This is a genomic window from Paenibacillus sp. GM2FR (assembly GCF_002803325.1).
GTDB lineage: Bacteria > Bacillota > Bacilli > Paenibacillales > Paenibacillaceae > Paenibacillus_AQ > Paenibacillus_AQ lautus.
Window position 1 is genome coordinate 51035 of sequence record NZ_MKZM01000014.1, and the last position, 21965, is coordinate 72999.

Annotated in this window: 21 protein-coding genes, 1 tRNA gene, 2 rRNA genes and 2 riboswitches; of the genes, 9 read left to right on the plus strand and 15 right to left on the minus strand. The window is 48.0% G+C overall.

Features of this window, described 5'->3' with window-relative positions:
• Positions 1-117: 117 nt before the first annotated feature.
• The 6 genes from PAEVO_RS32940 to PAEVO_RS32965 all read left to right on the plus strand — a co-directional run bounded on the left by PAEVO_RS32940 (position 118) and on the right by PAEVO_RS32965 (position 6080).
• Entirely contained in the window at positions 118-2109 is a 1992-nt protein-coding gene (locus tag PAEVO_RS32940; RefSeq protein WP_100541611.1) for a M1 family metallopeptidase, read from the plus strand.
• A gap of 11 nt (positions 2110-2120) precedes the next feature.
• Positions 2121-2948, plus strand: coding sequence for a hypothetical protein (locus PAEVO_RS32945; protein ID WP_100541612.1), 828 nt, complete (start codon positions 2121-2123; stop codon positions 2946-2948).
• Positions 2949-3296: 348 nt separating this feature from the next.
• Positions 3297-3436: riboswitch (cyclic di-AMP (ydaO/yuaA leader) on the plus strand.
• Between the two features lie 3 nt (positions 3437-3439).
• Entirely contained in the window at positions 3440-3913 is a 474-nt protein-coding gene (locus tag PAEVO_RS32950; protein WP_100541613.1) for a C40 family peptidase, read from the plus strand.
• A gap of 392 nt (positions 3914-4305) precedes the next feature.
• A riboswitch (cyclic di-AMP (ydaO/yuaA leader) is annotated at positions 4306-4445 on the plus strand.
• A 5-nt stretch (positions 4446-4450) separates the two neighbouring features.
• Positions 4451-4924: a C40 family peptidase gene (locus tag PAEVO_RS32955; protein ID WP_100541625.1), complete on the plus strand. Its 474-nt coding sequence runs from the start codon at positions 4451-4453 to the stop codon at positions 4922-4924.
• Between the two features lie 137 nt (positions 4925-5061).
• Positions 5062-5562 (plus strand): GNAT family N-acetyltransferase, encoded by a 501-nt coding sequence (locus PAEVO_RS32960; protein ID WP_100541614.1) that lies wholly within the window; start codon positions 5062-5064, stop codon positions 5560-5562.
• 161 nt (positions 5563-5723) lie between these two features.
• The gene (locus tag PAEVO_RS32965) at positions 5724-6080 is read left to right on the plus strand and encodes a c-type cytochrome (protein WP_096777305.1); all 357 of its coding nucleotides are present in this window, start codon (positions 5724-5726) and stop codon (positions 6078-6080) included.
• Positions 6081-6181: 101 nt separating this feature from the next.
• Here the strand turns inward: PAEVO_RS32965 and PAEVO_RS32970 are convergent, their stop codons facing one another.
• Positions 6182-6496 carry a 4a-hydroxytetrahydrobiopterin dehydratase gene (locus PAEVO_RS32970; RefSeq protein WP_098741259.1) on the minus strand — a complete coding sequence of 105 codons (315 nt, stop codon included), beginning with the start codon at positions 6494-6496 and terminating at the stop codon, positions 6182-6184.
• A 109-nt stretch (positions 6497-6605) separates the two neighbouring features.
• On the minus strand, positions 6606-6899 hold the full coding sequence (locus tag PAEVO_RS32975; RefSeq protein ID WP_071221117.1) for a hypothetical protein: 294 nt from the start codon (positions 6897-6899) through the stop codon (positions 6606-6608).
• A 191-nt stretch (positions 6900-7090) separates the two neighbouring features.
• Between PAEVO_RS32975 and motA the strand changes: the two genes are divergently transcribed.
• Together motA and motB are read left to right on the plus strand one after the other, a co-directional pair.
• The gene (gene motA / locus PAEVO_RS32980) at positions 7091-7891 is read left to right on the plus strand and encodes a flagellar motor stator protein MotA (protein ID WP_100541615.1); all 801 of its coding nucleotides are present in this window, start codon (positions 7091-7093) and stop codon (positions 7889-7891) included.
• A complete protein-coding gene (gene motB, locus PAEVO_RS32985) occupies positions 7875-8681 on the plus strand; it encodes a flagellar motor protein MotB (protein WP_071221115.1) in 807 nt (268 codons plus the stop codon). Before motA ends, motB begins: the two co-directional genes overlap by 17 nt.
• A gap of 112 nt (positions 8682-8793) precedes the next feature.
• On the opposite strand, the gene rluF is transcribed toward motB, so the two are convergent.
• A complete protein-coding gene (gene rluF, locus PAEVO_RS32990; RefSeq protein WP_100541616.1) occupies positions 8794-9498 on the minus strand; it encodes a 23S rRNA pseudouridine(2604) synthase RluF in 705 nt (234 codons plus the stop codon).
• A 33-nt stretch (positions 9499-9531) separates the two neighbouring features.
• A complete protein-coding gene (locus PAEVO_RS32995; RefSeq protein WP_100541617.1) occupies positions 9532-11826 on the minus strand; it encodes an ATP-binding protein in 2295 nt (764 codons plus the stop codon).
• Between the two features lie 362 nt (positions 11827-12188).
• Here PAEVO_RS32995 and tadA point away from each other — a divergent pair, with 362 nt between their 5' ends.
• Positions 12189-12683 (plus strand): tRNA adenosine(34) deaminase TadA, encoded by a 495-nt coding sequence (tadA, locus tag PAEVO_RS33000; protein WP_100541618.1) that lies wholly within the window; start codon positions 12189-12191, stop codon positions 12681-12683.
• A gap of 81 nt (positions 12684-12764) precedes the next feature.
• Here the strand turns inward: tadA and PAEVO_RS33005 are convergent, their stop codons facing one another.
• The 11 genes from PAEVO_RS33005 to PAEVO_RS33055 form a co-directional block, all read right to left on the minus strand.
• Positions 12765-13850, minus strand: a complete 1086-nt coding sequence (locus PAEVO_RS33005) for a hypothetical protein (RefSeq protein WP_100541619.1) — start codon at positions 13848-13850, stop codon at positions 12765-12767.
• A gap of 306 nt (positions 13851-14156) precedes the next feature.
• Complete coding sequence (locus PAEVO_RS33010) at positions 14157-14306, minus strand: small acid-soluble spore protein P (protein WP_098741251.1); 150 nt, start codon at positions 14304-14306, stop codon at positions 14157-14159.
• A gap of 104 nt (positions 14307-14410) precedes the next feature.
• A complete protein-coding gene (locus PAEVO_RS33015; RefSeq protein WP_100541620.1) occupies positions 14411-14752 on the minus strand; it encodes a hypothetical protein in 342 nt (113 codons plus the stop codon).
• 169 nt (positions 14753-14921) lie between these two features.
• A tRNA-Ser gene (locus PAEVO_RS33020) sits at positions 14922-15010 on the minus strand.
• Positions 15011-15083: 73 nt separating this feature from the next.
• Positions 15084-16367: a serine--tRNA ligase gene (gene serS / locus PAEVO_RS33025; protein ID WP_100541621.1), complete on the minus strand. Its 1284-nt coding sequence runs from the start codon at positions 16365-16367 to the stop codon at positions 15084-15086.
• Positions 16368-16556: 189 nt separating this feature from the next.
• On the minus strand, positions 16557-17144 hold the full coding sequence (pdxT, locus tag PAEVO_RS33030) for a pyridoxal 5'-phosphate synthase glutaminase subunit PdxT (protein WP_100541622.1): 588 nt from the start codon (positions 17142-17144) through the stop codon (positions 16557-16559).
• Positions 17145-17159: 15 nt separating this feature from the next.
• A complete protein-coding gene (gene pdxS / locus PAEVO_RS33035) occupies positions 17160-18041 on the minus strand; it encodes a pyridoxal 5'-phosphate synthase lyase subunit PdxS (RefSeq protein ID WP_009595550.1) in 882 nt (293 codons plus the stop codon).
• A 163-nt stretch (positions 18042-18204) separates the two neighbouring features.
• Positions 18205-19623 (minus strand): D-alanyl-D-alanine carboxypeptidase family protein, encoded by a 1419-nt coding sequence (locus PAEVO_RS33040; protein ID WP_100541623.1) that lies wholly within the window; start codon positions 19621-19623, stop codon positions 18205-18207.
• Positions 19624-19775: 152 nt separating this feature from the next.
• Entirely contained in the window at positions 19776-21233 is a 1458-nt protein-coding gene (gene guaB, locus PAEVO_RS33045) for an IMP dehydrogenase (protein WP_100541624.1), read from the minus strand.
• A gap of 424 nt (positions 21234-21657) precedes the next feature.
• Positions 21658-21774 (minus strand): 5S ribosomal RNA (gene rrf / locus PAEVO_RS33050).
• Between the two features lie 64 nt (positions 21775-21838).
• Positions 21839-21965 (minus strand): 23S ribosomal RNA (locus tag PAEVO_RS33055); the annotation flags it as partial.

Sequence of the window (21965 nt, forward strand, 5' to 3'; positions counted from 1 at the left end):
ATACGTATCAGCTGCTAAATTGATAACCCATGTCCCAATAATTTTATTTTAACTAATAATCCCCCAAAAGCAAACATATACATGCACTAGATGCTTGTCAACGGGAGGTTGTTCGATATGGTCCCACCACGTGCCAAAGTCTTTCTATCATCCCTGCTTGCCATAGGTTTGCTTGCAGGATCGATGCCGATATTTCTGAATCCAGGGTCCTCAGCGTCTGCTCTTGCCCCAAATGCGGGCAAGCCCTCCGCCTCTGCCGTGGAGAAGGCCCCGCTCTCACCGCCTAAGGTGCAGCCTAATATTCCCGCTCCGGCCTTAAGCGACCGGCTGGTGGAATATCATATGGATGTTCGGTACGAGCCTGAGGAGAACAAGCTTAAGGGCAAACAGACACTCACTTGGACTCATCCAGGCAAAAAAAGCGTAAACGAGCTGTACTTTCATCTGTATCCCAATGCATTTGCTTCCAATGACACGACCTTTATGAAGGAATCGGGCGGCAGGCTTCGTTCCGATCCCATGCCAGACGACGGATACGGCTCCATGGCCATTACCAGCGTGAAAACAACCGAAGGACTGGCCCTGACCCATCGCCTTCAATTTGTTCAACCGGATGACGGCAACATCAAGGATCACAGCCTTGCCAAGCTCCGGCTGCCTAAACCCATCAAGAGCGGGGAGAGTGTTACCATTCACTTGGAGTTCGAGGTCGAACTTCCCAAAATATTTGCTCGCATGGGAACCACCGAGAATTTTATTATGGCCGGCCAATGGTTTCCTAAACTTTCGGTCTATGAACCCGCTGGTCTTCGCGGAAGAACAGAGGAAGGCTGGAATCTTCATCAATACCATGGCAACTCCGAATTCTATTCGAACTTCGGCATCTACAGCGTTCGCATCCGAGTGCCCGAAAATTACATTGTCGCGGCGACCGGATTCCCTACCAAGCCTGCCCAAAAATCAAACGGGGAAAAAATTTATCAATTCTATGCGGATGATGTGCATGATTTTGCCTGGTCGGCATCGCCAAACTTTGTCACGGCAGAAGAAGCATTCTCCGCACCAGGCGTACCGGGGGTCCGCATCAAGCTGTATCTCGATCCGGCCCATAAAGACTTAAAGGAGCGTTACTTTGATGCCGCCAAGTCGGCACTCGCTTCGTTTGGAAAATGGTACGGAACCTATCCGTATTCCACGTTGTCCATCGTCGTTCCGCCGGAATCGGGCAACGGGGCAGGCGGCATGGAATACCCGACGCTGGTCACGGCCTTCGGTGCCAAAAACGATTCGCCGGGATATGAGCTGGAGCGGACCGTCATTCATGAGATCGCCCATCAATATTTTTACGGAATGATCGCAAGTAATGAATTTGAGGAAGCGTGGCTGGACGAGGCCTTTGCAACCTATGCTGAAGAACGAGTGATGGAAAAAGAATACGGTATTACCTCCAATACGGCAGCTCAGGGAGCATCCATTACTTCCCCTGCACCGCTGAAGATGGAATCCTGGAAATACAGCTCCCACGAAAACTACGCACTGAATGTTTACACGAGGGGCAAGCTGGTGCTGCAAGGCATCGAACGGCAGGTCGGTCCGCAGATGATGGAGAAGATTCTTCATACGTATGCCCAGAAATACCGGTTCAAGCATCCGACCACGTCCGACTTCCAGAAAGTTGTAGAGCAAGTAAGCAAAACGTCCTGGCAGCCGTATTTTGACCAATATGTATATGGAAGCCAGATGGCGGATGTCGCCATCGACGTGATCAAAACCAAAAATAAAGGCACGGCGGAACATCCTCGTTATGAGTCTACGGTCAAGATTACGAGCAAGGACGGGGATATAACCAATGTGCCGATCGTGTTCGCCTTTGAGGATGGCAAAACGGTGGAGCGGACCTGGAGCGGCAAGGACGGCAAAGTTACTTACACCCTGGAGTACAGCACTCCGCTCGCCTGGGCCATGGTTGATCCCAAATACTCCATCGTCCTGGAGAACAAACACATCAATAACTATATGAAGGCAGGAATGGATCCGAAGGTGGTTACACGCTGGAATCTCAGTATTACCAAGCTTGTGGAGACGCTGTTCGGCAGCCTGTCATGGTGAGGGGGGAGCACATGAAAAGTTACGCAGGCCAAGGGTGGACCAGTGTTAAAGACCAGCTATACGTCTCGATTCTGCTCTTCTTATACCGTTTGCTGTGGGGATACTGCCTGTACCGACTCGTAAAATCGGCAGTCGTTCCCCTTCTGATGCGATATCCGGATTCTGCCCCTAACGAGCTCAGCCGTCTGTTATTCTTCTATGAGGGCGAGATGAGCCTAACCCTGAGCAGCACGGTCCACACCTACGGATGGCTTCTGGCCGGTTTGCTCCTGATCCGGATGGTTCTCACCCCGCTCATTCGGGCCGGCATCTTCTACAACCTTCACCAGGAAGCCAAGGGCGAGCGTGGTTTATTCTTCTTCACTGGCATGCGCAAACTGTGGAAACCTGTAACGCTATTCTATCTGATTGAGCTTATTCTCACCTTTGTGCCCGGTTACTGGCTTCTGCCCAAAATTCTTCCGATTCTGCTAAATGGGATTCAGGAGCCTGTTCTGCTCCTTCATGCACTGCCGTATGCCGTTGGCTGGTTCTTGTACGCCTATCTAATCCGCCTGTTATTGCTCTATATGCAGTTCGGGCGCACGGGAGACTTTGGTATGATCAGCTCTCTCCATGCGCTCTTCCGCCGCTTGGGCACGGCAGTGCTGTTATCCATCACCATCGGCGGATCCGCCTGTGTCATTCTGTTGCTCCTGAGCTCGGCTTCGCTCTTCTGGGCCGGGTTGATCGGCTTAATTATTCAGCAGGCCTCTTATTTTCTGAATGGACTTTTCCAAATTTGGGTAATTTCCGCTCAATATCATTTGTGGAGAGATTCCTCCTCATCGCATCCTTAATCGTTACAATTCGTTACCCTGAAATGATGAAACATGCTCGCGAATAAGCTGTAATCCGAAGTGACACGTTTCTATCCGGGTCTTGATTTTACAAAGAATAAGAGTTCATTTATCCTCTATATTACAAATTTCTGAGCGCCAAATTACAAAAAAACCTGTTTCCCCAAGATGGGGACAGGTTTTTTTGTTTAAAAATGATCTTTCCTCGTTTGCCAAATTGTTAATACTCTGCTAAAATAACGAATATGTTAGTAACAACTTTGTCATCTTTACTGTAACTTTTTGTTGGAACGATGTAAATTCGTTATCTATGTTGGAACGTCAGACGTCAATGAATGGGTTCATCAACATTTTAAGGAGCCGAATTCCCATAACGATATGGGAAGCGGGGGATCCGTTTTGGGTGAATTGATCTCGCAAGAGAGGGATCATAGGGGACCTTCAACCGAACCCTTAAGCTAACCTCGCAGGCAATGGAAGGAGCTTTTGTTTTGAAAAAGAAGTTAACGGCTGTTTCTCTAGGCCTCGCACTCGCACTCACATTAGGGACCGGAAGCGCTTTCGCCGATTCCAAATTAAATACTGCAATCAAACCAGCCATTGGTGTCTCTTATAAAACAGGCGGAACCACAACGAATGGTTTTGACTGCTCCGGATTCACCAGCTATGTTTACAAGAAGCTTGGCCTTAGCCTGCCGCGTACATCTGCAGCTCAATACAAAGTAGGTACGGCAGTATCCAAGAGCAACCTGAAAGCTGGCGATCTCGTGTTCTTCAACACATCCGGTAGAGGTGTATCTCATGTGGGTATATATGTTGGGAGCGGCAAATTCGCTCATTCCTCATCTTCGCGTGGTGTCATTATCAGTCCGCTAAGCCAGAGCTATTATGCCAACCGATATGTAGGCGCTAAGAGAATTATGAGTCAAAATACGTACAAATCTGTAGCTGTGAACTACAATTAATGTTGGAACTTTATTGATTTACTCTTACAAGAAAGCCCTGGGCTTATGAGATTGTGCCGATCTCATCCAGCGGCTTTTTTCTTTTGTTTATTCTGTCTATACCTTTATAACGTTCAGGACAACGGAAAAGTTCCCGCTTTTCGAAAAAAAATGAAATTTATTCTACAAGTTCACTTCACTTCGCCATGTCTTCACATCTTCTACCCTTTATATACCCTTCTCTCCCTTCATTAAACACCCATTTTGGAAAAATATTGATTTTATCCGATGCTTCGACGGCTAATGCTATTGAAAAATAGCGAAATTCACCAAGAAATAATTGCCAATCTCGCTTGCTGTCTGATAGAATGGACGCAGTAACAACTTTGTCATTAATGTAAGTGCTTTAATCATAGATTGCTATGCCGAATTCCCGGCCGAACGGGAAGCGGGGGAACCAACCCACGGGTGAATTGATCTTGCCGTCAAGAGATCATAGGGAACCTTCAACCGAACCCTCAAGCTAACCTCGCAGGCAACGAAAAGGAGCTTTCCATGCTGAAGAAAACATTATCGACAGCAGCCCTGAGTATCACGCTGTTGTTCACTTTGGGCGTTGGCAGCGTGTTTGCGGATCGTGCGCTGGATCACGAAATCGATAAGGTGCTAGGTACAAAATACAGCTACGGCGGCACGACCACGAGCGGATTTGACTGTTCCGGCTTCACCATGTATGTATATGCTAAACTCGGTCTGAAGCTACCGCATCAATCCGGCTCTCAATTCGACATGGGGACAAGTGTATCCCGTAAGGAGCTGCGCGCTGGCGATTTAGTGTTTTTCAACACATCGGGCCAGGGCATCTCCCACGTCGGCATTTATGTCGGCGATGACAAATTTGCCCATGCCTCCTCCAACCGCGGCGTGGTAATTAACCGCCTTTCAGAGGAGTACTATGATCAGCGATACGTGGGTGCGAAGCGTATTATGAGCAATGATAAGTATGAAGAGTCAACCGGTGAAACATCCTAAGTTATAGAGGCTAATCATCCTATACATACTGCTTGCCCGTTAAAGGAGCCCTTACCTCTCTTTGACGGGCTTTTTGATGTGACTTGAATATTCGTAAAATGGTTATTATTCATGCATACGATAGGAGGATTTCGCAAATGGATGCAACACCGATTTCATTTCACACTGTAATCATGCGTGAAGAGCACGCGGAAGAAATATGCGCCTGGACCTATCCTCCTCCCTATAATATCTATGGCTTTCTTCCCTGGGAGCAGATGAAAGGGCTTGAGGTGGAGTTTGGCGATCCGGACATTCGCCAGAGGCAGTACATCTCGATTCTGGATGAATGGGAGGCCCTTTGGGGGTTTGCCCAACTGTTTCCGATGCATGAGGTTACACGAATCGGACTTGGCATGCGGCCTGATTGGTGCGGGCGTGGAATGGGTAAACGGTTTATGCAGACGATTGTCCGGGAAGCCAGGCGGAGGCGCCCTGCCGACGAAATTGACCTGGAGGTGTTGACCTGGAATGAGCGTGCGATTCGCGCTTATCAAAGGGCGGGCTTTCACATCACCGATACGTACGAGCGGCTTACGCCAACGGGTAACGCCCTTTTCCATTGTATGGTGTATGAGCCCCCGGCAAATGAGGAATAGTAATCTTTGTCTATATGAAAAAGCACAATTTTGTGTACTTTTTATGAAGCCACGCCGTATAGTTGCTTTTTTTGTCACAACTGGCTATGCTGTCTATGGATGTTGGTTTATAATGGAGACAAGTGCAAAAGTGCAGTATACATAGAAGGGACGATATGACGATGCAAAAATGGATCATGAGCGGATTGTTCTTCGTCGCATGTGCGTTGGCTATTGCGCTGATGTTTACGCTCCCAGGTAAGGAACAGGTAGCTCAGGAAGAGAAGCCGACCATGCCGGAAGTGACTCTCGATGCTGCCGCAGCGGAAGCTACACTGAAAGCAAGCTGCATTAGCTGTCACGGCGACCAACTTCAAGGCGGCGCTGGACCGGCTTTGAATCAAGTGGGCGGACACATGGATGCGGACGCGATCTTCAACGTTGTAACCAAAGGTCGTAAGGGAATGCCTTCCTTTAAAGATCAACTTAAGCCTGATGAAATCGCAAACATCGCGCTGTACCTTGCTGAGAAAAAATAAATCAGCTTATACGCAAAACACGCCTGCACCTGGAGTTCTTCCTGGGGCAAGCGTGTTTTTACATATTCGGGACCTCCGAGGGGACTTACCGTCTTCCCCTTCTATTGTGCCGCCTTGCCATCCTTCGAACGACTCTTCTCATAGGCTTCGTTAAACTGCTGCGCTTCCTTAATATCCACAGCCGTGATGCCACCGTCGTCCCAAGAAGTGAGACGAAGTGTAACGACTTTATAATCTATGGTGATGTAGGGGTGATGTCCGAAAGCTTCCGAAATAGCTGCCACTTCATCAACAAAAGCGATTCCCTTCATGAAGGAGGAGAAGGTATACTTCCGTACGATCCATCTCCCTTGTTCAAATTCCCAACCCTCAAGCTTTTCCAGATGAGCCTCTACTTCTTGCTGCGTATAAAGCATCTTTTATCTTCCTCCCCGAAAAAAACCTATCTTAAAGCCGACTGACACGTAATATGGGCTATCTGTCATCTATTCTATTCTGCCCTGTATCTGTTGATAACTGGAGTGATTACACAAGGGCCACAAAAGCCAACTCTTCTTCACCGATCAAAATATGTATTCGATGGTTCGTCTGATCATGCATGACCACGCCGCTGCCAACGTTAATCACCGGCTCTGTGCCCAGCGCATAAAACAAATCCTCTGCCAGCGCCTCATGAACCTCATTTTGCTCGGCTTCACCCAGATTGCCCCAATCCTCAGCTTCCATTTCAAAGAAGACATAGCTGTCGGAAATTCGCCCGACCGCCTCGGTTAGTTCTGCCAGAATTTCGCCATAATCCCTTCCGTGCTTAACGCCCATCTTAATCACTCCTTTCCTTGCCGTACTTAGCTTCGTTTCCCTTCCTTCCATTATACCGGAAATTACAACTAAAAAAAAAAGCCCGACCTGACGATAAATAGGATAACGCCCCACATAAGGGGCCCGGTTCTCCATGAGAGCCGTTCTGACGAATGGATTCGTTATTTTATTTCTCACGGATGAGGTGTGGTATGGAAATTTCAACAATTATAGGCTTAATAATCGGTATCGTCGCGGTACTGGTGGGCATGATCCTGAAAGGTGCCTCCCTTCTCGCTTTGTATAATCCGGCAGCCTATCTAATCATTCTTGGCGGTACGGCAGCAACTTTATTCATCGGATTTCCGCTAGTCGAGCTGAAAAAGATTCCGAAGCTGGTCAAAATGACCTTCGTGAAACAGAATCTGATGGACAAAACGGATATGATCAAGCTGTTTATGGAATGGGCTTCGATCACACGCCGTGAAGGACTGCTGGCTCTGGAAACCAAAGTCGATGAGATTGATGACAGCTTCCTGCGTAATGGGATGCGCATGATCATTGACGGCAACGATCAGGAATTCGTACGTGATGTATTAATGGAAGATATTAATGCCACCGAAGAGCGCCATCGTTCCGGCTCATTGATCTTCTCCCAGGCCGGTATGTATGCACCTTCCCTCGGGGTACTTGGAGCCGTTATCGGTTTGATCGCTGCACTATCCCACATGGAAGATATGGGCGAACTCGCCCATGCCATCGGGGCTGCGTTTATCGCTACCCTGCTCGGTATCTTCACCGGTTATGTCATCTGTCACCCGATTGCGAATAAACTCAAGCGTCTATCCAAACGCGAGGTTGAAATCCGCCTGATGATGGTAGAAGGCCTGCTGTCCATTCAATCCGGTGTATCCACCATTGCAATCAATCAAAAGCTCTCCGTGTTCCTGACACCGTCCGAACGGGCTGAGCTCAGCGAGAGGGAGGCTGGTGCTAGTGAGCAAAAAGACTAGACACGAGCCGCATGAGGAGCATGCCGACGAATCCTGGCTTCTTCCTTACGCAGACCTACTGACCTTGCTTCTGGCCCTGTTCCTGGTGCTGTACGCCATGAGCGCGACGGATGCACGCAAATTTCAAGAAATGAGCGAAGCCTTCAGCGTTGCTCTTACCGGCGGAACCGGGGTGCTGGACTACAGCAAAACGGAATCCAGCGATGATCCGCCTAATATTAAGGATCATAAAGCGACATCACCTTCCGTTCCCGCAACAACACCTGACCAACGACGTGCAGAACTGATGCGTCAGGAGCAACAGGATCTGGAGAAGCTGAAGAAGCAGCTCGATAATTATATTAAGAATAACGGTTTAACCTCGGAGCTCAGCACCAAGTTGAACCACTCCCAGCTTGTCATTACGATACGGGATAACGCCCTGTTCCCTTCCGGTGAGGCCGTTGTGAAGCCGGAGGCCCGTAAACTGGCGAAGGCCATCTCGCAAATGCTTCACAAGTTCCCGGACTATGAAATCATTGTATCCGGTCATACGGATAATGTGCCAATCTCGAACAGCCGATATCCATCGAACTGGGATTTAAGCTCGGATCGGGCCTTGCAGTTCATGAAGATTTTGCTAACCAACTCGGAGCTGGACCCTAAACGGTTCATGCCGATCGGTTATGGTGAATACCATCCGATTGCCGATAACAATACCGCTGCTGGACGAGCGAAGAACCGCAGAGTCGAGGTATCCATTATACGTAAATACCAGGATAGCGCGACCTTTACAAGCGTGAATGAATAACTCAAAAGGGAACGGTCCCTACAGACTATAACACACAATAAACAACCGATGCATCTGGTCTCCAGATCCCATCGGTTGTTTTTGTTTAAGGTAATAGGAGTATTCCAGTCAGCTACTCGAGCCTGTAGTTCAGCAGCCGGCCAAGCTCTTCCTTCTCCTTCTCGTTAAGGTCGCGCCATGAGCCGATACGTTGACTGCCAAGACGGATATTCATAATCCGGATTCGCTGTAACTTTCGGACCTCATAACCAAAAGCGCTGCACATTCTGCGGATTTGACGATTCTTACCCTCTGTCAGAATGATTCGGAATACACGCTCGGACATTCGAGTGACCTCACAGGGCAGAGTCATCTCACCTAAAACTTTTACGCCGCTGGACATCCCGCTAAGGAAGGATTCCGTTACCGGGCGATCCACCGTCACAATGTATTCTTTCTCATGTTTCCCCTCGGAGCGAAGGATCTTATTGACGATATCCCCATCATTCGTCAGCAAAATCAGTCCCTCGGAGTCCTTATCCAATCGTCCTATAGGAAAAATACGCTCGTTATGACCTACGAAGTCTACAATATTGCCCTTAATATGCGGTTCGGTGGTGCTTGTAATCCCGACCGGCTTATTAAGAGCAATATACACATGTTGCTTCTTCTTATCCTGAAGCGGCTTTCCCTGGATACGCACATCGTCGCCTTCCTCTGCCTGGCTTCCCAGGACTGCCACCACGCCATTAATGGTAACTTTCCCGCTCTCCACCAGCTTGTCCGCTTCACGACGTGAGCAATATCCCGTTTCACTGATAAATTTATTGATTCTCAAGATGCCATCCCCTTATCTGTAACTACTTCTTGCTTATCCCTCAATTGCATTCCGCTGAACCGCAGGCAGAACCATGCTCACCTTGGTTCCTACTCCCACTTCACTCTCGATTTCCATCATACCCCGGTGGCCCTGAATAATACGCTGGCTTACCATCAATCCTAGCCCTGTGCCCGTCTCTTTATTTGTAATAAAAGGCTCGCCAAGATGCGGCATCAGATCTTCCGGAATGCCTTGACCTTCATCCCGAATATCGATTTGTACCCATTCGCCCTTCGGCCTTGAAAGGTCAATCCAGATACTGCCGCCATCCGGCATCGCTTCAATCGCATTTTTGAGCAAATTGATAAACACCTGCTTGAGCTGGTTCTCCTCACAGTGTACGTACGTGGGTTCATCAGTAAATTTCAATTTGAATTCGATACCGTACAAATGGGCTTGGCTGTCAAGGAATGAAATGACATCTCCCATGATGACTCGGACATCCCTTTCTTGGAAATGAATCGCCTGCGGCTTCGCTAATATCAGAAATTCACTGACAATGAGGTTAATTCGATCCAGCTCGGACAGCATTAGATCAATATGGTCCGGATTAACTTTGTGGGTCTGCTGCTGAAGCTGCAGAAATCCACGGAGCGTCGTAAGCGGATTTCGGATCTCATGAGCAACGCCGGCAGCCAACTGGCCAACGGTATTGAGCTTCTCCGAACGACGCAGCAGCTCCTCGATCCGATTGCGTTCCGTCACATCCCGAGACACGCTAATCATGGAGGTAACCTCACCGTTCTCGTCGTGCACCAGCGAGGTGCTGATACTGACCTCGATCGTGCTTCCATCTTTGCGAAGACGGACCGTCTCCACCGGAGGAAGCCGTTCACCGGCCCGCAGGCGGCGGATGCGTTCCTTTTCTTCTTCCTCTTTGGCCGGAGGCACAAGTGCAAGCTTCCGTCCAACCACTTCGTGCGCCTTCCAACCATACAATTGCTCAAACGCTTTATTCACACTAATAACCCGTTCATAGGTATCGGTTGTATGAATGGCATCGGCTGTCTGATTAATGACCGACTCCAGATATTCCTTAACGGATTGATTCTCATCGACCATTTGCTTCAACTGGCTCGTATAGTTACCCAGATTACGTGTCATCGCATTGATTCGACCCGCAAGCTGCCCCAGCTCGTCCCGGCTGCTTACCTCCAGCCTTCGATCAAAGTGACCATCCGAGACATCGTTTACCGTCCCCAGGATGGCCTGAATCGGCTTGGTAAAATACCCCGCAACAATATAACTGCCGAATATCACGATTTCCAATAAAACCAATGAGATGGCCACAAGACTGATCATCTGCTCCCTCATTACGGAGGAGATGGCTTCATAATCCATGACAACACTGATGACACTGGTCGGTTTATTTTCAGATACGATGGGGATGAAGCTTTTTAGCACCTTCTTATTATTGATGGTACTGACAAACACCACATTATCGCTGGTAGAAACAGCCCTCTTCACAGCTTCCGCATCTTGGTCCAGGCTTCCATAGTCGTAGGTGCCGAATGTAATGGGACGATTGCGAAGCTTGTGATGAACGTCATCCGTTCCATCTTCTCTCATATATTCATTGCCAAACGTTTCAGGGTTGATGCCTGTTACTTCCAATATTCGCGGATTCGACTTCAACGTTTCCTTCACAACCGTATCCGGGCTTGTTATCTTCACAAAGTCCTTGATATTCGAATTCCTTATGTAGGGATCAATGATATAATTGCGCTTGCTATCGTAATAGTATCCCCATTTATCAATGAATTCCGGATTGGATGTGGAGAACTCAAACGGTCCTGACCAAAAATGATCGGCGCGCTGACCCTCGGAAACGGATACGACTTTACCATACTGGAACAATTCTTGAAAAGCCGTATGCCAGTACCCCCAGTTCTTTGTGGAAAGACCGATTTCATCTTGAGAGGAGGATCGGGCAACAACGATATCATCATTCGTCCGGACCAATAGCGAAATGTGGGTGACGCCGATCTCCTTACTCAATTCCACCAATTGCGAATTGGTTATATTGTTAATATCCGGATCCAAAGCTTTTGCCGCATTGACCGCGGCCACCTTCAGCATATCACCGAATATGTTATCCACATATGCAGAACTAAAGCCGGTTTGCTGGACCGTGATGGCAATCTGCGTAGCGGCCATCACCATTTTGGTTTCACTATCCTGCTGCAAATTTTCCTGGGTCGTGTAATAGTTCAGCGTAATGTTGAGCAGAAGAATAAATAATACCGATATGGACATGATCATCGATAATTTCGTCTTAATCGACAAGTGGCATCTTCACCTTTCTGCTGTCACATAGACGACTTGCGAATCTAATACCCTCATGATACCTTGATCAGGAACGTTTGAAAAGACAAGCGACTTGATGACTATATGCTTTTTTCCACAATCGCATTGCTATTGAAATAGGGAATCCTTACAATATAAGAGGCCATTCCAAGTAAAACAAACAACGTATCCACAGATTGCGCACAAATACACAACTTATCTGGGGATAATGTGTATAACCTTGTGTATAATATTTTAGTTATCCACAATTTTGTCCACAACATGTTAACAAACGAATAAATGTTCGTTGAACATTGGGTATAAATACAGGGTTTTAACGGGCTGTGAAAGGAGACTTTAGTTTGATATCAAATTCAATAGACCCACTGGCTGTGGATAACGATAATCATGAACGCTGGATGAGAGAAGCCATCGCGGAAGCACAGAAAGCCGAAGAGCTCGGTGAAGTTCCAATCGGCGCTGTCATCGTGCGGGGTGATGAGATTATTGGCCGTGGTTACAATTTGCGTGAAACGACTCATGATGGTACGGCCCATGCCGAGATGGTAGCGATCCGTGAAGCAAGCAAACATCTTGGAGCTTGGCGGTTGCTCGACTGCCGGTTGTACGTGACGCTGGAGCCCTGTCCCATGTGTGCAGGAGCGATCGTCCAATCCAGGGTCCCACAGCTGATCTATGGCACTGGCGATCCCAAAGCCGGTTGTGCCGGCACACTGATGAATTTGCTTCAAGAGCCGCGTTTTAATCACCGGACTCACGTGGTTGAGGGCGTGCTGCAGGAAGAATGCGCATCCCTACTCACCCAGTTCTTCCGACGTTTGCGCGGGAAAATATGATCCTTATGTAGAGAAATATGTATAGAAACGTAAAAAACCCGGCCATGACGGCCGGGTTTTGGTGTCTGTGATGAGATAATATTAATAAGTGCCCATTTGGCTCATGGATTCCTCAAATTGCTCCATCGTGATGACATCAGCTTCTTTTGGAATACCGATTTTGAACTCTTGTTTTGCGTTGATGTTATTGTATTGGGTGCTACCCTTCACAGCCAACTTCACGTTCTCATTGGTTTCTGGATCATTGAAATCAACGTTCAATACAACATCCTGATAAGCAGGGAAATCCTTTTTATCAATAGCCGTGTTGATGTTGAATGTGTTGATCTTCAGATATTTCTGCATCTCTTCCAGGCCCGCTTTGAATTCGTCTTGATTAACGTTGGATACTTCAGCTTTGGCAGCGTCGATATCTTCCTGGGTCAGACCCAGCAATTCGCGGTACTCGTCTTTAGCTGCAATGTCAACAACCTTAGGTGCAACCTTGTTTACCATAATATCCAATGCTTCATTCAGGTTATCATTGGTTACAAAGAATTGAACCACTTGTTTTGCATCCACGCCTTCTGGAAGGCCAGCATCTTTAACATTGATCTCTTTGAAGTATTTCGCTTGATCATATTCGCTCAGCAAAGCTTCAAGGATCTCGTTCACGAATTTCTGCGATTTCTCGGTATCCAGGCTTTCTGGGCTAAACGTTTCACCGGATTGCTCAGCAAGCTCTTTCATGTCCATCATGAGGAACTTGCCAACAACGTCCTCTGGGAATGGCAGCATTGGAATGCTTGGAACTTTAATGTAGATTTTCTCTTTCGTCATGACCATATCAATGTTGAAGGACATCGCCATGTCACCCTTCAGATTGATACCCATGTTCATTTCGGTTTGCATTGGCTCAGCTTGGTAGATACCATCCAGCGTAACCTCAGCATTCTTCAGCATGGTCATCGCTTGAGTTACACTTGGATCGCCTTCAACTGCAGGTATGTTAACTTGAAGGTCTTCAATGACAAATTTACTCTTCATTTCGTAGGATGTCATCTTCATCGCGTTCGTAGCAGCGTTGGTCATTGCTGCCTTAGGCTCTTCTTTTTTGGCGCAGCCGGATAATACAACTGTCACTGTGAGCAACAGTGTCAGCATAATAGCTGCAAACTTCTTGTTCATTAAAATTTCTCTCCCCTCTAACAGTCAAAAAAATAACAGACCTTCTAATCATAAACCATTTAACCAAAATGAGAAACACTTTCTGGAATATTTGCTGAAAATTTATTTCCTTTCTTTTTCCATCCATCTTAATTTCAAACTTCTTAACATGCGAATAAGGTGGGGCCCCAAAATATTACACTTGAACACTAATACGCAGGTTGGACGCAAAAGGTTTCATAACGAAAAAAAGAACTTCCTGTCGTATTACAGGAAGTTCCCTCGATTCTTGCTTTCTAGCCTCTCCGTATTTGCTCCTACAGGCTTCTAGCCCTCCGGATTGAAATGTCCATCCTGCTTACGGATCTTCGCTCTGTGCGAGCCTGACAGCGGTTCCTGGCCACCACGGTCATGGTCCTTGCGCTGCTTCGGCTGCTCTTGTGCTTCCGGTACCGGAATCGCTTTTGGTTTGCTCATCTGATAGCCCTCCATTTCATGGATCAAACGATGTCTACGCTATCCTGCTTTGATGTCCATATCATGAAGAGACAGTATGGAAACTGTCTCACCCATTCATGGAACTAGTGGTGCGTGATTTGCTGCAGCGTTTGGGCACACTCATGGATATGGCGCGTATAATCGCCCACCATGCCCTGAATGTTCTCATTACGCTCATCGGTCGTCGCGCCCCCACGCTCTACATCGACCAGATCGACCTTCACTTCCCGCGAATCCACATACGTGCATTGAAAATCAAATGAATACTCCTGGCGACCTGCTGCATCAATATGAATGCGGATGGCATTCGGATCCCCTTCGTCTGCAGCCACTTCTGCGCGATCTCCCGGCTTTAATATGATGGGCAGTCTTTCCTGCCAGGCATTGACCAGCGTCGACTGATCCACATTCAGTTCTGAGTTCATGTTCACACCTCCCCTTCTCTATAAATTGCGATAACAGGGGATGTTTTATACAGCAGCCTCCATAAAGCAGAGAACCTATTGAAGGGAAGAACATGCTATGATTCCTCTTATATAAAAGAGCAATAAAAAAACCGTTTCCCTAAGGGAACGGTTTGGGTTTGATTATGTATGGCGGAGAGGATGGGATTCGAACCCATGTGGGCTTGCACCCTAACGGTTTTCAAGACCGCCCCGTTATGACCGCTTCGGTACCTCTCCACGTGGTAATGATCCATGCAAAATGAATCACGTGCAAAAATCATTATACCACAAGACAAACTGTTTTATCAACTTATTTTTTCTGTTCGATGATACTAACGTTCCCCATGTACGGGCGAAGTACTTCAGGAATAACGACGGATCCGTCAGCCTGTTGATAGTTTTCCAGAATGGCAGCGACGGTACGCCCTACCGCGAGCCCGGAACCATTCAGGGTGTGGACAAATTCGGGCTTGCTCTTCGGTTCCGGACGGAAGCGAATGTTGGCACGGCGAGCCTGGAAGTCCCCGATATTCGAACATGAGGAGATTTCACGATATACGCCGCTCTCTGGAAGCCAAACCTCCAGATCATAAGTCTTCATGGATCCAAAGCCCATATCCCCGGTACAAAGAGCCATGACGCGATAAGGAAGATTCAGCAGCTGGAGCACTCGCTCCGCATCCGCCGTCATCTTCTCAAGCTCATCAAACGATGTTTCCGGATGTACAATCTTCACCATCTCAACCTTGTTGAACTGATGCTGACGAATAAGTCCCCGTGTGTCGCGGCCTGCCGCGCCGGCTTCCGAACGGAAACAGGAGCTGTATGCCACGTAATATTTAGGCAGATCCTCACTATTTAAGATTTCCTCGCGATGGTAGTTCGTTACAGGAACCTCAGCGGTTGGGATCAGATAGTAGTCGGTATCGCTAATTTTAAATAAATCCTCTTCGAATTTAGGCAGCTGTCCTGTTCCGTACAAACTGTCCCGGTTGACGATATATGGAGGCAGCATTTCCTCATAGCCGTGTTTGTCGCTGTGCAGATCCATCATGAAACTGATCAAGGCACGCTCAAGGCGAGCACCCAAACCTTTGTAGAACGTAAACCGTGAACCCGTTACCTTCGCACCTGCTTCAAAATCCAAAATACTCAGGTTCTGAGCAAGCTCCCAGTGTGCCTTAGGCTCGAAATCGAAAGCTTTCGGCTCCGCCCAGCGGCGGATTTCCACGTTCTCCTCCTCCGAGGCGCCTACCGGCACACTCTCATGAGGGATATTCGGAATCGCCAAAGTAAGCTCGGATATGCTGGCTTCCAGCTCACGAACTTCCTCATCCATCGCTTTAATCTGGTCTGACACTTGGCGCATTTCCAGAATCAGATCATCTGCATTCTCACGATTCTTCTTCAGTTTGGCTACTTCAGCCGACACGGTGTTGCGGCGATTCTTCAGACTTTCGCTTTCCTGCAGCAATTCCCGGCGCCGGGCGTCAAGCTTAGGAAACTCCGCAATCAGATCGAGCGATTTGCCTCGATTCTTCAGCGCTTCTTCTACACGACTGTACTCGCTGCGCAATATTTTTACGTCTAACACGGGAAACCCTCCTAAAGTAAAACATCCATCAAGTATATCGAAGCAGCTGCCCTATATGTTGATAAAAAGCCTTGGGACAAGGCTGCATTATACGTTATTACATACGATACATCTTATTGCATTTCAGCGAAAAAGACAACTTGACTCCCACATACTGCCAAAGAGTCAAGATGTCTTCTACTGTAACTATTACATCTGTGGTGCCGTAGACTGGGATCGAACCATCTCCACAAAATATTGATGAAGTCGATAATCGTCCGTCAGCTCCGGATGATAAGAAGCTGCGAGCAGATGCCCCTGTCTGGCTGTAACAATCTCATCCTTATAAGTGGAAAGGACCTCAACGCCCGCACCCACTTCCAGAATGAGCGGCGCACGAATGAAGACAGCCCGTACCGTTTCTTCGATTCCTTTTACAGGCAAATCGGTCTCGAAGCTTTCACGCTGACGTCCAAATGCGTTCCGCGCCACCGTGATGTCCATCAGCTTCAGATGAGCCTCTTCGTCGCCTTGAATTCGCTCTGCCAGTACGATCAGTCCGGCGCATGTTCCGAATATCGGTTTGCCCTGGGCTGAGAACTGACGAATTGCATCCATAAAATCATACTTCCGCATCAGCTTGCCGATGGTGGTGCTCTCGCCGCCAGGGATAATCAAGCCGTCAATGCTGTCCAACTGCTCAACCTTCTTAATCGGCACCCCTTCGGCACCAGCAAGCGTAATGCTCCGAATATGCTCTGCAACGGCACCCTGAAGTGCCAGTACGCCGACCTTCATGTTACCCCTTCTCTCTTACCAGCCGCGATCCTGCATGCGCTCAGCGGGACTAAGCTTGGATATCTCGATGCCTTTCATCGGAGCACCCAGGTTCTTGGATACTTCAGCAATCAATTTATAATCATCATAATGCGTCGTTGCTTCAACAATCGCACGAGCGAACTTCTCAGGGTTGTCCGATTTGAAAATGCCGGATCCAACAAAGACGCCGTCAGCGCCCAGATGCATCATCAATGCTGCATCAGCAGGTGTTGCCACACCGCCAGCTGCAAAGTTAACGACAGGCAGCTTGCCCGTCTCATGAACGCCCTTCAGGAGGTCATAGGAAACACCGAGGTTTTTCGCTTCGGCATACAGCTCGTCCTTCGACATGTTGCGAACTTTACGGATTTGGCTGTTGATCAAACGCATGTGGCGAACAGCTTCCACGATGTTGCCCGTTCCCGGCTCACCCTTCGTGCGGATCATGGATGCACCTTCGCCGATACGACGCAGCGCTTCGCCAATGTCTTTGGCGCCACATACGAACGGTACGGTGAAATCCCACTTGTCGATATGGAACACTTCATCCGCCGGCGTCAGCACTTCACTCTCATCGAGGTAATCCACGCCGAGTGATTCAAGCACTTTCGCCTCGACATAATGACCGATACGAGCCTTGGCCATAACTGGAATGGATACAACTTTCATGACTTCCTCAACGATGGTTGGATCAGCCATACGTGCTACTCCCCCAGCAGCGCGAATATCGGAAGGAACGCGCTCCAGCGCCATAACTGCCGTAGCACCGGCAGCTTCAGCGATTTTCGCTTGTTCCGCATTCATGACGTCCATAATGACGCCGCCTTTTTGCATTTCCGCCATACCTCTTTTTACAGTTGATGTTCCTGTTTCCATGTCCCCTAGCCTCCCGATTATATGTTGTATCTCATCGCCATAACAGCATTCCCTGGCGATATGGTCTGTACCCGTATAGGTGCATGCTTGCAATGAATCTAACTTGATATTTTACCGCATCAAAATCAAATACACAACCCAATTACTCGGAATTTATCGGCTGTTAGAAAAGATTTTTGATGGAATCAAATAAATCGGCGAAAAAGTCTCCAATCGCCCGCAGGAACAAACTGAACCAGCCTGCCTTCTCAACTTCCTCCGCAGTGATTAGATTCACCGTTTCGGTTTGGGCTTCCTTCATGCCTTCTATTTTATATGTGTAGGTTACCGTGCCCACCTTCGTATCCTTAGCGACAGGAGCTGTCATGCTGGAGGAGTCCAGTTTGGCTTCAAAGGTAATATTCTTGCCGCTTGAACCTTTCGGTACAACAAAAGTAAGAGCTTTATCCGTTACGAGCGCAGCTTCTTTGCCTTTGCCCTTCTTCACTTCGACGGTTTCAAAGCCTTGCACGGTTGCACCGGCAGCTTGGACTTCCTTCACTTCAAAGTTGTCAAAGCCGTAATCAAGAACTTTTTTGGTCTCTTTAAAACGGGCGCCTTCAGATTTCGTACCCATTACAACGCTAATCAAACGCATGCCGTCACGTTCAGCAGTACCGGCAAAGCAATAACCCGCCGCATTGGTATGACCGGTTTTTAAACCGTCCAAACCTTCATAAGCGTAGGACTTAAAGTTCGTAATACTCTTGTTGGCCTCAAGCATCCAGTTGTAGTTGATAATCGGATTCGTGTCTCTCTGCCGGAACTTGTGGGATTGAATAGCCGTGAATCTTGCAAAATCAGGATGATCCTCGACAATATATTTCGCAAGTAAAGCGGTATCCATTGCCGACATTACCGTTTCTTTATCCTCTGCAGGGCGATATTTCTCTGGCATATCAGCACGGCTGAGGCCAGTTGAATTAATGAAGAAAGCCGTCTTCAGCCCCATCTTCTTCGCCGTATCGTTCATCATGGTAACAAACTCTGCCTCGGAACCAGCCACATGCTCAGCCAATGCTACCGTCGCATCATTCGCCGAACCGACAGCCATCGCTATGTAGAGCTCTTCCACTGTATGTTGGTCGCCTTCCGCCAAAAATATCCGCGATCCGACAGTTTTTGCTGCATTTTCCCCCACGGTAACCACGTCATCCCAAGCTAAGTCGCCTTGTTTCACTTTTTCTGCAACGATGTATTCCGTCATCATCTTCGTCATACTCGCCGGTGGCAATGCTTCATCCGCATTAATAGATAATAGGACCTGTCCTGTTGATGGCTCGATCAGAACAGCGGAGCTTACATCCAATCCAAGCTGATCAATCGATGGCACTTTATCCGGTTTCTCAGCATTGGTTGTGGCTTTCTCGGTTGTCGCTTTATCCTCTGTGGCTTTCGTTGTATCCGCTGTTGCCAGCATAGTAGGTGCCGCGAATGAAACCGCAGGCGCAGCAGAGAAACACAGTATATTAAACAGCATCAAGGATGCCAGCGTTCTTTGAATTCGTTGCCGCTTATTCTTCTTTACAGACTTGTCTATCAATGGAATTACTCCCCTCTAATTCTCAATAAGTCATTAACTTGTTCTATTCTATCATAGGGGGGGTATCAAAAAAAGACAAGCTGGATGATAATTCATCCAGCTTGTCCAGGAAATAAATGACATATATTGTTCGTCCTTGTTCTTTCAGTGAATTACAAGGAATAGTTAGGTGCTTCTTTGGTAATTTGAATATCATGCGGATGGCTCTCGCGGAGTCCTGCACCAGAGATACGGATAAACTGAGTGTCATTCCGCAGTTCCTCCAGGTTTTGCGTACCGCAATAGCCCATGCCGGAGCGCAATCCACCGATCAGCTGATGGATGGTATCTGCCAAAGGCCCTTTGTAAGCAACACGACCCTCGATGCCTTCCGGAACCAATTTCTTGTCGTCATCTTGGAAATAACGGTCTTTACTGCCTTGTTTCATGGCTGCAAGGGAACCCATACCGCGATAAGCCTTGAAACGGCGTCCTTGATAGATCTCAGCTTCGCCTGGGCTCTCCTCCGTACCGGCAAACATGCTGCCCAGCATAACGGCACTTGCGCCTGCCGCGATGGCTTTCGTAATTTCCCCGGAGTATTTGATACCGCCATCTGCGATAATTGGCACGCCGTATTCTTTAGCAACCGTTGCACAGTCATATATCGCTGTGATTTGCGGTACGCCAATCCCAGCAATGACGCGGGTGGTGCAGATCGATCCTGGGCCGATTCCGACTTTAACGACGGATGCACCAGCTTCGATAAGCTCTCGTGTGCCTTCGCCTGTGGCCACGTTACCAGCGATAATCGTCAGATCCGGATACACTTCGCGCAGTTTGCGAACGGAATCAATGATATTGATGTGATGACCGTGGGCAGAGTCAACGGTAATAACGTCAACGCCAGCTTTCACAAGCGCCTCTGCTCTTTCGAAGGTATCCTTGGAGATTCCGATGGCTGCACCTACAAGCAGGCGGCCCTGAGCGTCCTTCGCTGCTCTAGGGAACTGAATCGCTTTCTCAATGTCTTTAATGGTGATAAGTCCTTTAAGGACATTATCCTCGTCTACCAAAGGCAGTTTCTCAATCTTATGCTTCTGCAAGATCATTTCGGCATCCTGAAGGGTCGTTCCGACCGGAGCTGTCACCAAATTCTCGCTGGTCATCACTTCACTGATGACCGTATTGTAATCATGAACAAAACGAAGATCACGATTCGTCAAAATCCCGATCAGCTTATTGTTCTCATCTACGATCGGTACGCCGGAAATCCGGAACTTACCCATGAGTTTCTCTGCATCGGATACAAGATGATCAGCATGGAGCGAGAACGGATTCGTAATAACACCACTTTCCGAACGTTTAACCCGATCTACCTCTTCTGCCTGTTGTTCAACCGTCATATTTTTATGAATAATGCCGATTCCGCCTTCTCTAGCAATGGCAATTGCCAAAGGAGCTTCCGTTACGGTGTCCATTCCTGCACTGATGAGCGGGATGTTCAATTTCACATGCTCGCTCAATTTGGTGCTAACATCCACTTCTTTTGGAAGTACCTCGGATTTTCTAGGAACCAACAATACATCGTCAAAAGTGAAGCCTTCCTTGCTAAACTTATCTTCCCACACCTGGGTTATTCCTCCTTTTTGTCGTCTTCCTGCGGACTACAACTACTGTCAGAGCTGGACCGGACGGCATTTTCAAGTATTTTCAGAAATATATTATTGCCATCTTAGCAAAGGGCCCATAGGCTGTCAAGGATTGAAATTCGTCCTTTGCCGGAAGTTCGCAAGTATCCATCCAGCGCGTTATCCTGTCTCTTTGGAATGGACAAACGAACCGGGTTTCTTCTATTAAATGGAGACTCACCCACGTTTAAGCCTGGTCTGCCAAAATGCTAAGTCCTTAAGGCATTATCCTGGGGTTCAATGAATCGCTGTCGTTTAGTATCACCCAACCCGGTATGGGATAGTCTCGAATTCGTAAATACTTGTTTTTGAATATAGGAAAAGACCGCTATCGATCACTCGATAACGGCCTTTATGGTTGTTCGCTTGGCGACGTCCTACTCTCCCGGGACCCTTCGGTCCAAGTACCATCGGCGCTGGAAGGCTTAACGGTCGTGTTCGGTATGGGTACGCGTGGAACCCTTCCGCCATCGCCACCAAACGGCTCAGATGCTTGATCACCTGAAAACTAGATACGAAACGAATTTGCAGCACATTGAAATATGTTGGATAAGCCCTCGACCGATTAGTATTGGTCAGCTCCATGCATTGCTGCACTTCCACCTCCAACCTATCTACCTCGTCGTCTTCAAGGGGTCTTACTAGTTGGGAAATCTCATCTTGAGGGGGGCT